Below are 15,220 nucleotides of genomic sequence, written 5' to 3'. Positions count from 1 at the left end.
TCACTCTATCAACACATTCCGTTTCACTTATTGAAATAAAAATTTTGAGTGATGTAATTTTCTTGCAAAAATAATCACTATTATTGTATCTGTCGCCATAATGTCGGAGCCAAGTTTGGCTGCCAGCCGATATTGGCAACATGCCTCGTTGTAGATACGTAAAACAATTCTAAATGAGTGACCCGATCGCCTACTTCATATTGCCGTCCGACCCTCCAGAAAGGATATCTCGGTGGTATTTGTGGGGGAAGAGGAGAGAGAGGCGGTGGCAGCAATCCTTGACTCAACAGGTTGTCAACATAGTTTATCGCAGCCTCTGCATTTGGCCTGGGGCCGATTAAATCAATTTCACCTTCGCGATGGCCCGTATCCAGGATGATCCGATACAATTGATCGGCGTTAAATATAATGTGGTAAACAGATCTGGCATAGGATTGTATCAAGGCCAGCACGCTTGCCACTTGAGGCGCCGCGGCAGAAGTGCCGCTATAATTGTCACGATAGGTTCGATTTGGCGATCCCAAATTGAGTAAATTACCACCTCCGGTGGTGGCGACATTTTCTCCCCAGGCGGCAACCACCCGGTGAAAATTAAAATTTGAAAATGGTAATCTTCTGCCCGTGGCGCGATGACTGGAGGTCGCCAGAATAACGCCGCTATCACCGAAGTCATTTATTCCAGATCGGAACAAATTTAACCCTCCGTTTGAGGCGGATATCACTACCACACCGCCGCTTTGAATCAATAGTTGGAAAAGACTCCAGCGATGTGGGTCATCTATCAGCGGGAAGTTTCCAGTACTTAAGGAAATTGTGACTATCTCCCCCGGTAAGGCGTCACGGATCATTCTTTCAAATTCATTCAGTTGACCAGCATAGGCGAACAAACGGCAGTCATAAGCGATGCCCGTCATACCAAAGCCATTATTAAGCGCAGCAATAATCCCGGCGGTTGAGGTTCCGTGTGTTCTATTGCCCGTTGAATTGGATACTACAGTTATATTTGTAACGAGATCCTCATGAGTATTATAAACACCAGTATCCTGCATGCGGACCCCCACGCCCCTGCCGGTGATATTTCTTGCCCAAACCGCCCTGACGCTCATGCCCCAGGGCGAGTTATCCAAATAACCCTGGTGTTGGGTTAAATTTGGCGTCACGTTGGCCGGCTCAATTTCCTCTCGCCAACTATCCTCATCATAGGAGGAAGCGTCTTCCTTCGCCTCGCCAGATAAACTACAGTATTCCACATAGTCCAGTTGCTCAAGTTCTTGCGCCAACAGCAATAATTCATTATTGTTGAGGTTTTGCTCCACCCGATAAAGTCCACGCAGTTTCTCAAACTGCGGCAATATTTTTATCTTTGCACGTATATCTTCTTCATCAAAACAGGGGATAAAACGAACAATCTCACTGAGTCCGTAAAAGAAAGGAACATTATTATCTTCCTCGCGCTGTAACTGTTCGAAACCGCAGGGATAGAATTGTATTCTAAAATTTTGTTTTTCATTTGTGGTTATGTTTAGCCTGCCTTTTAAATTATTTATATTTGTTATCCCACATCTTTGCTGGCTTGTAAATTCCGGCGTGTAAACGGTTGAGAATATATCCGACAATAATTCTTCAGTCCCATGCCCCTCCCCTTTTACCAACGCACGCAGCTGATAAAGCGTACCTGAGCACAGCTTGAATATTACCAGCTCATCACCCCATGCGCTTTGCTCAGCAGCAAGCTTGCCAGGTTCGCCACAGTCATAGAGGCTATATTCAATGAAAAAATGTTGCTCCCCACCAAGGCACCGAGCATACAAATTCCCGTCGGGCTTATAATCTCTATAATATTCAAGCTCAATATTCATATTATATATCTCCAAAATTCCTATTTTATTGAGAGGTCCGACTATAAATCGCTTGCACGCGGACGCTTAAGGTAATGCCTGATACATTAAGAGAGATGGGGTCGACACACGAAGTCTATTTAAAATAATCGATTTCTAAATTCATGCACGACGCCCAAGGTAAAACCCATGGCAAAATAGTGAGTTACCCTTGATATAACCCTCCGCAGGATGGCATATAATCATTCAATCAGACGATAGAGCGAAATACCTGTCTAAAATGACATACAAAATGTAATAGGCATCGCGGATTAATTTATACTAGCCAACATGTCCCATACAGGCAATTGCCTATTCTGATTAACCTCACCCTATGCCTATATACGGTTTATCTCATTAATACATTGAGTTAATGGAATGACATCCAGTTTTGACAATACTTGCCTCGCTAATTTGCTTAAAATTGGCAATCTTTACCACCGTGTAAAGGCAGCCTCCAACCTATATCGGGGGCTTATTATATAAACCTAGGAAAAATAACGGCATTTAATTTGAAAATGCCTGTTTCTGTATGGTTACAGCTTATGCCCACCAGACGGCATCATCGGCCCGGACAATGTATTGTCAAAGCCAATGAATGCTCATTACTAGTGTTATTTATTAACGGCGGGATTGGAAGGAATGTTTTTCATCTGCTGTGCCTGCCGGCGGGCATATCGCGCCGCCAGCACCGCGCACACCATCAGCTGCACCTGGTGGAAGATCATCAGCGGCAGCACCATGGTGCCCACCATGGCGGCGGGAAACAGCACGTTGGCCATAGGGATTCCGTTGGCCAGGCTTTTCTTGGAGCCGCAAAAGACGATGGTCACCTCGTCGGCGGTGTTGAATCCCAGCAAACGCGCGGTCCAGGTATTGACCACCAGGACGATGGCCAGCAGCACCAGTGAGAACACCAGGATGGAGACCAGCGACCAGCCGGTGATCTGATGCCAGATCCCCCCCACTACCGCCTCGCTGAAGGCGGTATACACCACCAGCAATATTGATGACCGGTCTGTAATATTCACCAGCTTTTTATGCCGCGCCACCCATTTGCCAATCAGCGGCCGCGACAAATGGCCCAGGACAAAAGGCACCATCAGTTGCAGGATAATGGAACCTATGGCATGCAGCGTATTGGTCGCGCCGCCCTCCTGGGTATGCATCAGCAGGCCCACCAGCACCGGCGACAAAAATACGCCCAGGATGCTGGAGGCCGACGCGCTGCAGATGGCGGCGGCCACGTTGCCGCCGGCCACCGAGGTAAACGCGATGGCCGACTGCACGGTGGCCGGCAGCGCGCACAGATACAGAAATCCCATATACACCGGCGAGGATAACAATGAAGGCACAAACACCTTCATGGCGATGCCCAGCAGCGGAAATAACGCAAAGGTACTGAGGAACACCACCAGATGCAGCCGCCAGTGGCTCATACCGCCTACGATCGCTTCACGCGACAGCTTGGCGCCGTGCATAAAAAACAGCAGCGCAATCGCCGCGGTGGTGAGATATTCAAAAAAGACCTTGATCAAACCCCGGCACGGAAAGAGTGACGCCAGAATCACCACGGTGACTAAAACCAGCAAAAACTTATCAATCTTTAAACGCTGAAACCACGCCATGTCACTGCCCTTACCACTGTAAAAACCAAAGGCGCCGCCGGGCGCCCGCAAAAATCCACCTTGGCATTAACCGTTCTTCACCGCCAATGTTTTTTTCTGTGCCGACGACAGCACGCCCAGCTCGATCAGCTCCATTACCTGGATGGCCGAGGCCGCGGTAACCGGGTTTTCGCCCACGCCGAGGATGGCGTCGCGAATGCCGGCATAATACGCGGGATAATTGCCCGGCTGGGTGCGCACCTGATGTTCGGTCAACGCATCGCCGTCGGCCAGCGTCAGCATACCGTCCTGGGCATCGACGCCCCATTTCGGCTGCGGCGGATAAACGCCCGCTTTCAGTTGCGCTTCCTGGGGGTCCAGTCCGAACTTGACGAAGCTGCCCTTGGTGCCGTGCACGGTAAAACGCGGTGTCGCCGCCGCCGCCAGCATGCCGCCGTGCAGCACCACGCGCCGCTGCGGGTAGATAAGCGTGGCATGGAAGTAATCATCGGTCAGCGCGCCGGGGCGCAACAGGGCCAGGTCGACGTTAACCGCCACCGGCATGCCGAACAGCTGGATGACCTGATCGACCAAATGCGGCGCCAAATCATACCAGATGCCGCTGCCGGCCCCCGGCTGTTCACGCCAGCGCGGCATCACCTGCGGCCGGAAACGGTCGTACTGCGAGGACAAATAGACCACGTCGCCGAGAACGCCGTCTTTAATCAGCTGCCGCACGGTGAGGAAATCGCTGTCCCAGCGCCGGTTGTGGAACACCGACAGCAGCACCCGCTGGTTTTCGGCCAGTTGTTTAAGCTCATAAGCCTGCGACAGCGTCACGGTAAAGGGTTTATCGACGACCACATGCTTGCCGGCCGCAAGCGCCTGTTTGGCGAGGGGAAAGTGGGTTTCGTTCGGCGTGGGGATAATCACGAGATCAACCGCGGGATCGTTAATCACAGCACCCGGATCGGCGGCGACCTTCATGCCCGGAAAGTCAGCCAGCACCTTGCCGGCGTCGCTCGATGAGACGGCTGCCAGGGTCAGTCCAGGCGTGGCGTTAACCAACGGCGCGTGCAATGTTTTGCCGGCAAAGCCGTAACCAATAAGTCCGATACCGATATTTTCAGCCATTGTCGTTCCTCTTTTTTGGCTAACACAGCAATGTCCCCACTGCCTTATATTAGCGCTGGGGACATTATTATCGGACTCACATTAACAATAAATTATCAGCCTCCGATAGCCTTTTCGCTTTGCAACTGCCAATTATGAGACGCCTGGATACTGCGGCCGGGATAATTAATCTCGCTGCTGCGGCGGCGGAAGTCGCTGGGGCTGACCCCGACGCGTTTACGGAATACCCGCGAAAAATAGAGCTGGTCGTCATACCCCACCACGCGGCCGATGGTGGCGATGGATTCCTGCGTGGTCTGCAGCAGCAGTTTGGCGCGGATTACCCGCTGGTCCTCGCGCCAGCGCAGGATATTGATGCCAACCTGCTCGCGAAAGAGATGCGCCAGCCTGGAGGGGGATAAACAGACATGCCGCGCCACCTCGTCGATGCGCAGTTCGCCGGAGAGATTGCCGGTGATAAACTGGCAGGCCTCGATAATACGCGGATCCATGATTTTGCTTGGGCTTTGCGGGTCCTCCTCCATGGCGCGCAGCAGCATGCGCTCCAGCAGATTCATGCCCAGTTCTTCCGAGAAACGGCGTCCGGAACGTTGGGTTTGCTCGATATTGGCCAGCAACCGGTCGAATTCGGTCAACAGATTATCATTGCCGAGCCGCAGGCGGCCGACGTCATGGATTTTGCTGTGCCATTCCAGCCAGTCGGCCCAGTACGCACGCGGGCGAAAATACACCCAACGATGATACCAGCAGTCGCTGTCCGGGGAGCGGCCGTAATAATGGGCGGATTTGGGTGGAAACAGCAGCAGGTCGCCCGGATTACAGACGAAGGAACGCTCGCCTTCAAAAATCTTACCCTGCCCCTTGATGGTCAGATTAAGAATATATCCCTTCATGCCGTCGGGCCGGTCGATAAAGAAGTCCAGCGGCCCGCCCGCTATAATCGGCGTCAGGCCGGCAACCAGATAGGCATTGAACATATAGCCCGGTAATAAGGGATTGGATTGCGTCTCGTGAGTCATTCGATGATACATCTCACCTCCGGACAGGTTGTCGTCTGATTGAGAATATCCTAAAGCGCGGACAATAGCGTGCCAGGGTCGTAAAACTGTGAGCGGGCCGGCCGCGATGCGACCGGTCCGCGTCGGTTTATACCGTACGTTTGGCTTTTTGTTTGTAGCGGTCGAAAATCACCGCCGCCAGCAGGATGACCCCACGCACCACGTATTGCGAGAACGGCGAAATATTCAGCAGATTCATGGCGTTTTCCACGGTGCCGAGGATCAGCACCCCGGCCACCACATAGGAAATCTTGCCAATGCCGCCTTTCATCGATACCCCGCCCAGCACGCAGGCGGAGATGACGATCAGTTCATAACCCAACGAGGTCATGGGCTGGCCGCTGGTCATCCGCGAGGCGAGGATAATACCGGCCACCGCCGACACCAGTCCGGACAGGATAAAAATAATGATCTTGGTGCGCACCACCGGCACCCCCGCCAGCCGGGCGGCTTCTTCATTACCGCCAATGGCCAGCGTGTTGCGCCCGAAGGTGGTTCTGTTGAGCAGGAAACCAAAGATGGCCATGCACAGCGCCATGATCCAGATGGGCGCGGGCAGGCCCAGCCAGTTGGCGTAGCCCAGCACGAAAAAGCGTTCATCTTCGATGCCCACCGCTTTACCATCAGAAATAATATACGCCAGACCGCGCACGATTTGCATGGTGGCCAGGGTGGTTATCAGGGCATTGATTTTCAGCTTGGCGATAACAAAACCGTTGACCAGGCCGCACAGTACGCCAAGCACCAGTCCCGCCGCCACGCCGAGCCACAGGCTTTCGGTGGAATTGATGACCACGGCGGTGGTGACGCCGGCACAGGCGATAACCGAGGCGACCGACAAATCGAAATCGCCGGAAGCCAGGCAAAACAGCATGCCGCAGGCGACGATACCGGACATGGAAATAGCCAGGCCGAGGCCCTTCATATTGATAAAACTGGCAAAGTTCGGCACAAAAAACGAGCAGGCGATAAACAGCACCACGAACACCACCAGCATGCCAAAATTATCCCAGACGCGGCCAAAGCCCAGCGTTTTTTTCGCTTTCGGGGAGGGGGTAGTAACAGTCGACATCTTAGACTCCTTCACAATCAGGCAACCGCGTCAGCGGGGCTGGTATCGGTTGTGTGCAACATTGCCAGACTTAACGCTTTCTGTTCAGTGGCATCGGTGTGGGTGAGCTCGCCGGAAATGGCGCCTTCGCGCATCACCACGATCCTGTCGGCCAGCCCCAGCACTTCAGGCAGATCGCTTGAGGCGAACAGCACGGCGATACCGCGTTTGGCCAGCTCATATATCACGTGGTAAATTTCGTGCTTGGCGCCGACGTCGATTCCGCGCGTCGGTTCGTCGAGCATGATGACTTTCATATCCTCCGACAGCCAGCGGCCGAGAATGGCTTTTTGCTGGTTGCCGCCGGACAGGTTCATGATCAGTTGCTCGGCGGAGGGCGTCTTGATATTCAGGGAGCGGATATGTTCTTCGGCGTTTTCCTTTTCCCAGCGGTCGTTAATCAGGAAACCGGCCTTGATGGTCTTGCGCCGGGCGCTGATATTGATATTTTCCCTTACCGAATGCACCGGTATCAGGCCGTCGGCTTTGCGATCTTCCGGGCACAGCAGCAACCCTTCGCGGATGGCGTCGATGGGCGAGCGGATATTAAGCGGCTTGCCGTCCAGCAGCAACTGCCCGCCGGTAATCAGCGTACCGCCGAACAGCCCCTTCATCAGTTCGCTGCGTCCTGCGCCCACCAGGCCGAACAGGCCGACGATTTCACCGGCGTGCACCGACAGCGTAATCGGCGTTTTCACGCCAGCGGCCTTGATGCTGTCCAGCTGCAGCCGTACCGCGCCATGATCGCGCGGCTGGTAACCGTAGATATCACCGAGATTGCGTCCCACCATGGCCTGCACCAGCTTGGTGTGATCGACCTGGGTCATATCGTCGAACGTGCGGACGTACTTGCCGTCCTTGAATACCGTGATGGCATCGCCGAGGGTAAAAATCTCCTCCATGCGGTGCGACACGTAGAGTATTACCCTGCCCTCGGCCCGCAGTTCGCGGATCACCCGGAAAAGCTGTTCGATTTCACGCGCCGACAGCGAACTGGTCGGCTCGTCAAAGGCAATAATTTTGGCATTGCGGGTCAGCGCCTTGGCGATTTCCACCATCTGCCACTGGGCGATGGACAAATATTTGAGCGGTGTGTCCGGCGCGATATCCAGCCCCAGGTGTTCCAACTGCAGTTTGGTTTCATAATGCAGGATGGCGCGGTTAACCATGCCGTATTTATTGGGCAACTGGCCGAGGTAGATATTTTCCGCCACGGTCATTTCCGGCACCAGGTGCAACTCCTGGTAGATAATGGCGACGCCGGCATCCAGCGCATCGGCGGTGGAATTAAAATGGACCGGCTGGCCTTTGATAAGGATTTCACCCTGGGTCGGCGTATAGCTGCCGCTGAGAATTTTCAGCAACGTGGATTTGCCGGCGCCGTTCTCGCCCATCAGGGCGTGGATCTGGCCCGGATAGCAGTCAAAACTGATATCATCCAGCGCCTTTACGCCGGGAAACGTTTTTCCGATGCCGCGAAACGACAGATAGGGTGTCTGAATTGTCATGAACACATCCTCGCGTTAACTGATACGAACGGTGCGCCGGCAATCCCACGGCTGTAACCATCAGGGGTCTTGGCTGACACGTGCACATCCTCTTGATGAATGACATCGTCATGGACAGGGACGGCGCATAGCCGTCCCGGGAAACAGGCGCCGCGGTTATTTACCGCCCAGCCCTTTCTTCGCCAATTCTTCTTTAAAGTTGTCGCGGGTAATGACCACCACATCGGTCACTTCGGTGAATTTGGGCGGTTCAACGCCTTTGGTTACCCAATCGTTAAGCATCTGGATGCTCTTGTAGCCGTGAACGTCCGGACTTGGCAGCAGAGACCCGTAGAAGCCGGTCGCATTGGCTTTGGAGAGTTCGCTTACCGCATCCACGCCGTTGATGCCGATGCCGATAACGTTGGGCGCCTTGAAGCCCTGGCCTTCGGTGGCGCGCACGCCGCCGAGCACGGTATTGTCGTTCATGCCGATGATCAGCCAGTTTTTCACGCCGGAATGCTGTACCAGCAGTGAGTTGGCTGCGTCAAAGGCGCCAGGGATATCGTTGGATTTCGTCGGGACGGTATAGATTTGTTTTGCCGGGAAACCGGCGGCTTTTAATGCGTCCATCGAACCGGTAGTGCGGCGGCGGGCGGTATCGAGCTCATCGGCGGTAATAGCCATGACGCCGGTGTCAGCCACGTTCCAGCCGCGCTTGTTCATTTCTTTCCACAGTTCCTGGCCCTGGCGTTCGCCAATCTTGGTGGCCGCCATCATGACCAGGGGAACGGTGTCCATCGGTTTGCCTTTGGCGGTGACGAACTGATCGTCAACGGCAATGACCTTCATATCATAGCTGCGGGCCTTGGCGACAATGGCCGAGCCCAGTTTTGGATCCGGGGTACAGATAACAAAACCCTTGGCGCCGCTTGCCGCCAGGCTGTCGATAGCGTTAAGGGTTTTCTCGCCATCGGGCACGGCGATTTTAATCACATCAAATCCCAGGTCCTTGCCGGCTTTATCGGCAAAACGCCATTCGGTCTGGAACCAGGGTTCTTCCGGCTGTTTAACCAGAAAACCCAGTTTCAGATTTTCCGCCATAGCCGATTGAGACATAACGGCAGCCAATCCGATTGCCGCCAGTGCCTTAGTGAATTTATGCATGTAACTCTCCGGTATTTTTTATCGCCTCGCTTCAAAATGCTGAAGCGTGTAAGCGTTATCAGTCGGGAAGATGAATCCGCTTGGAACGTCTAAGCGGCGGATTTATCGCCGTTAGTCCGACCAGGCCCTTTAGACGGGAGTAGTTTTAGCCTTAATGTGTTACTAAAATGTAGAGCGTTATCACAGTTCTCAATAACAGCTGATTTGTGCATAGATACAGCAAATTCCACCTCCCCGCGCGTTTTTGAACACCATCACATTTCAGCCATCAGCGACAGGAATGTGCATACTTCCAGCCAACCGCTCCTCACGGCCGGCCCAAAACCCCCTTATGGTTGTGCACATCATCCGTTTTCGGGTAAACAGGAGAGAACAGCATGAATGAAGAGGCCATCAGCCTCGGGCTTGATTTCGGCAGCGACTCGGTACGCGCCCTGGCGGTAGGATGCCAAAGCGGTAAAGAGCTGGCGACCGAAGTGGTCTGGTACCCGCGATGGCGCGAGGGCCAGTATTGCAAACCCGCGCACAATCAATTCCGCCATCATCCCAATGATTATCTTGAATCCATGGAACAGGCGATCCGCGCTGTGGTAAACGCCCTCACCCCGGCCCAGCGCCTGCGCGTCGCCGGCATCGGCGTCGATACCACCGGCAGTACCCCCGCCCCTATTGATGATGAGGGCCGGATACTGGCGTTGCGCCCGGAATTCGCCGACAACCCGAACGCCATGTTTATCCTGTGGAAGGATCATACCGCCATAGAAGAAGCCGAGGCGATAAACCGGCTGTGCCACGACGGCGCGCATCCTGATTACACGCGCTACATCGGCGGCGTGTACTCCTCTGAATGGTTCTGGGCCAAAATCCTGCATATTACCCGCCAGGACGCCCAGGTACGCCGGCAGGCGGTATCTTGGATTGAGCTTTGCGACTGGATACCGGCCGTGCTGTCCGGGACCACGCGGCCGCAGGACATCAAGCGCGGCCGCTGCGCCGCCGGACATAAATCCCTTTGGCATCCCGACTGGGGCGGCGTGCCGCCGCGAGACTTCCTTGAGGCGCTCGATCCGGTTCTGACCGAACGGCTGCAATATCCGCTCTTCACCGATACCTATACCGCGGAAGCGCCGGTCGGGCGCATCACCGCCGCATGGGCGCAGAAGCTTGGCTTGCCGGAGACCGTTACCATTGCCGGCGGCGCCTTCGACTGCCATATCGGCGCGGTGGGCGCCGGCGCGCAGCCCTATACCCTGGTTAAAGTCATCGGCACATCGACCTGCGATATCCTTATCGCCGACGAACAGCGTGTGGGCGATCGCACTATCGCCGGCATCTGCGGCCAGGTCGACGGCAGCGTGGTACCGGGATTTATCGGTCTCGAAGCCGGTCAGTCGGCCTTTGGCGACATTTATGCCTGGTTCGGACGTTTGCTGGGCTGGCCGCTGAAACAGGCGGTGCAACACAACCCGGCCCTGAAACCCGCTCTCGACGGTATCCAGGAACAGATGCTGAACGCGCTGGCGCAGGCCTGGGCCAGCGAACCGTCCCTTGAGCATCTGCCGGTGGTGCTGGACTGGTTCAACGGCCGGCGCACGCCTTACGCCAACCAGCGCCTGCAGGGCGTGATCACCGGCCTCAATCTGGGCACTGATGCGCCGGCGCTGTTCGGCGGACTGATTGCCGCCACCGCCTTCGGCGCCCGCGCCATCATGGAATGCTTTGAAACCCAGGGCATCCCGGTGGAAAACGTGCTGGTGATGGGCGGCATTGCCCGCAAATCGCCGATTATCATGCAGGTATGCGCGGATGTGATGAATCGTCCGCTGCAACTGGTGGCCTCCGATCAATGCTGCGCCCTCGGCGCGGCTATCTTCGGCGCGGTGGCGGCCGGCGTTTATCCGGATATCGCGGTGGCGCAGCAGGCCATGGCCAGTCGGATTGAACGCACCCTGCAGCCGGACCCGGCCAGGGTCGCGCAATTCGAGCGGCTCTACCAGCGCTATTTGGAATGGAGCGAGCTTGCGGAACCGGCTTACGCGGCGGCGGCGCACAGCGATCGCTGATTAATAATTTACCGGGCGGCACGCTACGCGCCCGCCCGGCCCCTCCCTTAAACGGAGACGCACAGGAGTCATCATGGATAATTTTAAGCAGCACGAAGTCTGGTTCGTCATCGGCAGTCAACATCTTTATGGCCCGGAAACCTTGCGCCAGGTCGCCGACCATGCACAAACGGTGGTCCAGGGTCTTAATAACGAGGCCGGCCTGCCGGTCAAGCTGGTCTTGAAACCTTTGGTCAAATCGCCCGATGAGATTCTCGCGCTGTGTCGTGAAGCCAATTACGATACCCACTGTATCGGCCTGCTCACCTGGCTGCATACGTTTTCACCCGCCAAGATGTGGATCGGCGGCCTGAGCATCCTCAACAAGCCCCTGCTGCAGTTCCATACCCAATATAACGCGCAGATCCCCTGGGAAACCATGGATATGGACTTTATGAACCTTAACCAGACCGCCCATGGCGGCCGCGAGTTCGGGTTTATCGGCGCACGCATGCACCTTAATCACCAGGTGGTGGTCGGCCACTGGCAGGATAAGCAGGCGCATCTGACCATCGCCAAATGGATGCGCGCCGCCGCCGCCAAACAGGAAAGCCAGCAGCTGATCGTCGCCCGTTTCGGCGACAATATGCGTGAAGTGGCGGTAACCGAAGGCAACAAGGTCGGCGCGCAGATCCAATTCGGCTACTCGGTGACCGCGTACGGCCTGGGCGACCTGGTCAGCGTGGTGAACGAAGTGTCCAAGGGGGATATCGATACCCTGGTGGCAGAGTACGAAGCGTCCTATATCCTTACCGATAAAATCAAGGTCAACGGCGAAAAACGTGAAAACCTGCTGGACGCCGCACGTATTGAACTGGGGCTGAAACGTTTCCTGGAACAGGTGGGCGCCAAAGCCTTTACCTCCAACTTTGAAAACCTGCACGGGCTGAAGCAGTTGCCTGGCCTGGCGGTACAGCGCCTGATGCAGCAGGGATATGGCTTCGGCGGCGAAGGGGACTGGAAAACCGCCGCGCTGCTGCGCATCCTGAAGGTGATGGCCAGCGGTCTGCCGGGCGGCACCTCCTTTATGGAGGATTACACTTATCACTTCCAGCCGGGTAATAACCTCGCCCTCGGATCGCACATGCTGGAAGTGTGCCCAAGCATCGCCAAGGAAGAAAAACCCACGCTGGACGTGCAGTTCCTCGGCATCGGCGGCAAAGCCGATCCGGCGCGGCTGCTGTTTTCCACCCCGGCCGGCCAGGCGGTTAACGCCTCGGTAATCGATATGGGCGATCGTTTCCGCATGCTGGTAAGCGTCGTGGACGCCATCGAACAGCCGCATCCGCTGCCTAAGCTGCCGGTCGCCCGGGCGGTATGGAAAGCGCAGCCGTCGCTGGAAGTGGCGGCCGAAGCCTGGATCCTGGCCGGCGGCGCGCACCACACGGTATTCAGCCAGGCGCTCGATCTCGACCATATGCGCTTATACGCGGAAATGAATAATATCGAGCTGCTGGTGATCGACAACGACACGCGCATCCCGGCGTTCAAGGACGCATTGCGCTGGAATGAGCTTTACTACAAGCTCTGCGCTAAATAGCGACGACGTCAGTCCTGCCGCGGCTCGCTCGCGGCAGGGTTTATATCGCCTCTGCGACGGTTTCGTCGGCGGGGTTGCGCCTGCCTGTTGTGTTATTATAGCGACTGCCTGGACGTGCCTTTTGACTTACAACTGCTGAGTGACTGAACTCCCCTTTTCAGTGAAAAGGACCGTGGCACTTGCGCCGTTGACCAGAGAAATTTGAGGCGGAATATGGCCTATATCCACGTCATACAGCACAGGAACGGCAAGGTCCCCAAGGGCGGCATGTAGGGCATCCAAATAATTTTGTTGTGTTGGGTCGTTCACGGCCGGCGCCGCACTTCTGCCTATAAGCACACCCTTTAAGTCACTGAACCAGCCATGCAAGCGTAAACTAAATAATGCCCGCGTTAACTCGCAGGGGCCCATTTCCACATTTTCAAAATACAGGATCACCCCTTCGTTACTATTTTGTGCCTGGAACAAGGGTAGATTACCGAAGGAGGTACCTGCTAACCTCGATATGATTTCCAGACATCCGCCAATCAGACGGCCTTGAAAACGGGCGGAAGAAGTGACGCCATCAAGGCGCTGCCACTGTGTTTTTTGTGTCAGATGAAAACCAGCATCTGATGCCGGGCCCAATTGATTTTCGTTCATTTGAAATGCTGCTGACGCGTGCTGTTCACATACAGCCCCCCGGTCACTCTCCAGAATGCTCCATATCGCTTGCGTGGTCGAATCTAACTCTTTCGCACCAAGATCCATCAGGTTTGGTCCATGCACTGTTGCCCAGCCAGAAAGCGTTGTCAGCGGGAAATGAAATGTACATAAATCTGAAAAACCGACAAACCATTTGGGTTCAGTCCGGGCTAACCGTTCGAAATCAAGTAACTCGAGTAATTCGATTGCCAGATCGCCTCCCCATGGGGGCATAACCGCCTTTACCTCAGGATGGGTTAGATAAAACATCAGTTCTTCCGCCCGCGAAATTTTGCAGGCGCTTTTATTTTTATACTGCGACCGTAAGCAATCGCCTTCAACTACCCTAAATCCTTTTTTTATAAGGTTATTTATGGCGAGGTCCAACCGAGGATGCAAATGCTGCGGCACCCCAGATGATGGGGCGGTTATAGCAATCAAATCCCCTGGAACCAGTTTGGGCGGAAAGCGAATCTTCATGTATTGATCCTTATTTGCAAAGTAAATCCATCGTCCACAGTTCGAGATTAAATGCCAAGCCTGGCTGGCTGGCAAAGTTCACATACTCATACAAGAAAGACGGGAGATTGCCAGCAGTCCCAGGCGTTGCCTATGCGCTTGCCGCCGCGTTTTTTCATATTTAACCCAGGAATATCTAGACACCCCGACAGCAGTGAATATACTACTTTGCTATTATTCCCTTCCCTGAACACCAAATCATGACTGCGTACGACTATTTATTAACATTCCGCCGTGTCAGCACGCCGGAAAGCCTGGAAAAACTATTCGATCATCTCAATTATTCGCTGGTTGACGATGCGGAAATCATCAATATGTACCGCGCGGCGGATCACCGCCGGGCCGAACTGGTCTCCGGCGGCCGTTTATTCGATTTGGGCCAGGTGCCGAAGTCGGTCTGGCGGTACGTCGTTTGAGCGCGATCAACACCGCGCCGCGTATCGGCGGCTGGTTATGGCTGCCGGCCGCCTACCTGCTGATGGCCCTGCTCAGCGCCAGCATAATGCTGGTGATTTTCCTGCTGGCCCTGCTGCAACGCCCGACGGCGGACAGCACCACCATCGCGGCGGTCTTTACCCTGCAGTGGTATGCGTCCATGGCCACCACGCTGGTCATGTGGGGGTTCACCTTTTGGACCCTGCGCCTGTTGTTTCGCCGTTCGACCCGCTTTCCCAAAATTTTTATCCTCTGGCTGCTGGCGGGCGTGCTGCTGGCGCTCAAGGCTTTCGCCTTTTCCCCGGTCACGGATGAACTGGCGCTGCGCATTTTATTCTGGCCGCTGCTGGCCGCGGCGACCATGGTGCCCTATATTAAACGTTCGCGCCGGGTTAAAAACACCTTTATCCACGCCTCATAGCACCGCCGTTGTCCTTATCGGTCTCCCGATAATAACCCTACAATTACTATGTTGTTGAAATGGACTTGATGCCGGATA

Annotated in this window: 12 protein-coding genes; 4 read left to right on the top strand and 8 right to left on the bottom strand. The window is 55.1% G+C overall.

The genetic code is table 11. From position 1 onward, the window contains the following. Nucleotides 1-80 precede the first annotated feature (80 nt). The 7 genes from ACL2XN_RS05205 to ACL2XN_RS05175 form a co-directional block, all read right to left on the bottom strand. Nucleotides 81-1,859 (bottom strand): S8 family serine peptidase, encoded by a 1,779-nt coding sequence (locus ACL2XN_RS05205; RefSeq protein ID WP_413722885.1) that lies wholly within the window; start codon nt 1,857-1,859, stop codon nt 81-83. Between the two features lie 632 nt (nt 1,860-2,491). Next, a complete protein-coding gene (locus tag ACL2XN_RS05200; RefSeq protein ID WP_413722886.1) occupies nt 2,492-3,505 on the bottom strand; it encodes a bile acid:sodium symporter family protein in 1,014 nt (337 codons plus the stop codon). Between the two features lie 66 nt (nt 3,506-3,571). Next, the gene (locus ACL2XN_RS05195; protein ID WP_410015051.1) at nt 3,572-4,618 is read right to left on the bottom strand and encodes an oxidoreductase; all 1,047 of its coding nucleotides are present in this window, start codon (nt 4,616-4,618) and stop codon (nt 3,572-3,574) included. A 95-nt stretch (nt 4,619-4,713) separates the two neighbouring features. After that, a complete protein-coding gene (araC, locus tag ACL2XN_RS05190) occupies nt 4,714-5,649 on the bottom strand; it encodes an arabinose operon transcriptional regulator AraC (protein ID WP_410015050.1) in 936 nt (311 codons plus the stop codon). Between the two features lie 115 nt (nt 5,650-5,764). Next, nucleotides 5,765-6,748: an L-arabinose ABC transporter permease AraH gene (gene araH, locus ACL2XN_RS05185; protein WP_410015049.1), complete on the bottom strand. Its 984-nt coding sequence runs from the start codon at nt 6,746-6,748 to the stop codon at nt 5,765-5,767. 17 nt (nt 6,749-6,765) lie between these two features. Further along, nucleotides 6,766-8,295, bottom strand: a complete 1,530-nt coding sequence (gene araG, locus ACL2XN_RS05180) for an L-arabinose ABC transporter ATP-binding protein AraG (protein WP_410015048.1) — start codon at nt 8,293-8,295, stop codon at nt 6,766-6,768. A gap of 156 nt (nt 8,296-8,451) precedes the next feature. After that, the gene (locus tag ACL2XN_RS05175; RefSeq protein ID WP_413722887.1) at nt 8,452-9,441 is read right to left on the bottom strand and encodes an arabinose ABC transporter substrate-binding protein; all 990 of its coding nucleotides are present in this window, start codon (nt 9,439-9,441) and stop codon (nt 8,452-8,454) included. Between the two features lie 377 nt (nt 9,442-9,818). Between ACL2XN_RS05175 and ACL2XN_RS05170 the strand changes: the two genes are divergently transcribed. Both ACL2XN_RS05170 and araA read left to right on the top strand, forming a co-directional pair. Beyond that, nucleotides 9,819-11,504 (top strand): ribulokinase, encoded by a 1,686-nt coding sequence (locus ACL2XN_RS05170; protein WP_413730417.1) that lies wholly within the window; start codon nt 9,819-9,821, stop codon nt 11,502-11,504. Nucleotides 11,505-11,577: 73 nt separating this feature from the next. After that, nucleotides 11,578-13,083 carry an L-arabinose isomerase gene (gene araA / locus ACL2XN_RS05165; protein ID WP_410015045.1) on the top strand — a complete coding sequence of 502 codons (1,506 nt, stop codon included), beginning with the start codon at nt 11,578-11,580 and terminating at the stop codon, nt 13,081-13,083. 126 nt (nt 13,084-13,209) lie between these two features. On the opposite strand, the gene ACL2XN_RS05160 is transcribed toward araA, so the two are convergent. Next, nucleotides 13,210-14,247, bottom strand: a complete 1,038-nt coding sequence (locus tag ACL2XN_RS05160; RefSeq protein WP_413730415.1) for a S66 peptidase family protein — start codon at nt 14,245-14,247, stop codon at nt 13,210-13,212. A gap of 239 nt (nt 14,248-14,486) precedes the next feature. On the opposite strand from ACL2XN_RS05160, the gene ydgT reads away from it, so the two are divergent. Both ydgT and ACL2XN_RS05150 read left to right on the top strand, forming a co-directional pair. Then, nucleotides 14,487-14,702 (top strand): transcription modulator YdgT, encoded by a 216-nt coding sequence (ydgT, locus tag ACL2XN_RS05155; RefSeq protein WP_331120310.1) that lies wholly within the window; start codon nt 14,487-14,489, stop codon nt 14,700-14,702. Continuing rightward, a complete protein-coding gene (locus ACL2XN_RS05150; protein ID WP_413722889.1) occupies nt 14,699-15,142 on the top strand; it encodes a DUF2569 domain-containing protein in 444 nt (147 codons plus the stop codon). The genes ydgT and ACL2XN_RS05150 overlap by 4 nt, the downstream gene beginning before the upstream one ends. Nucleotides 15,143-15,220: the final 78 nt, after the last annotated feature.

This window comes from Sodalis sp. RH22, from assembly GCF_047324165.1.
Lineage (GTDB): Bacteria > Pseudomonadota > Gammaproteobacteria > Enterobacterales > Enterobacteriaceae > Acerihabitans.
The sequence above is the reverse complement of the archived record's forward strand: the minus strand, read 5'-3'. Positions and strand labels throughout refer to the sequence as shown.

Excerpts from the sequence above, each read along its gene's own strand:
- ACL2XN_RS05205 (WP_413722885.1), bottom strand. The coding sequence starts at position 1,859 with ATGAATATTGAGCTTGAATATTATAGAGATTATAAGCCCGACGGGAAT.
- ACL2XN_RS05200 (WP_413722886.1), bottom strand. The coding sequence starts at position 3,505 with ATGGCGTGGTTTCAGCGTTTAAAGATTGATAAGTTTTTGCTGGTTTTA.
- ACL2XN_RS05195 (WP_410015051.1), bottom strand. The coding sequence starts at position 4,618 with ATGGCTGAAAATATCGGTATCGGACTTATTGGTTACGGCTTTGCCGGC.
- araC (WP_410015050.1), bottom strand. The coding sequence starts at position 5,649 with ATGTATCATCGAATGACTCACGAGACGCAATCCAATCCCTTATTACCG.
- araH (WP_410015049.1), bottom strand. The coding sequence starts at position 6,748 with ATGTCGACTGTTACTACCCCCTCCCCGAAAGCGAAAAAAACGCTGGGC.
- araG (WP_410015048.1), bottom strand. The coding sequence starts at position 8,295 with ATGACAATTCAGACACCCTATCTGTCGTTTCGCGGCATCGGAAAAACG.
- ACL2XN_RS05175 (WP_413722887.1), bottom strand. The coding sequence starts at position 9,441 with ATGCATAAATTCACTAAGGCACTGGCGGCAATCGGATTGGCTGCCGTT.
- ACL2XN_RS05170 (WP_413730417.1), top strand. The coding sequence starts at position 9,819 with ATGAATGAAGAGGCCATCAGCCTCGGGCTTGATTTCGGCAGCGACTCG.
- araA (WP_410015045.1), top strand. The coding sequence starts at position 11,578 with ATGGATAATTTTAAGCAGCACGAAGTCTGGTTCGTCATCGGCAGTCAA.
- ACL2XN_RS05160 (WP_413730415.1), bottom strand. The coding sequence starts at position 14,247 with ATGAAGATTCGCTTTCCGCCCAAACTGGTTCCAGGGGATTTGATTGCT.
- ydgT (WP_331120310.1), top strand. The coding sequence starts at position 14,487 with ATGACTGCGTACGACTATTTATTAACATTCCGCCGTGTCAGCACGCCG.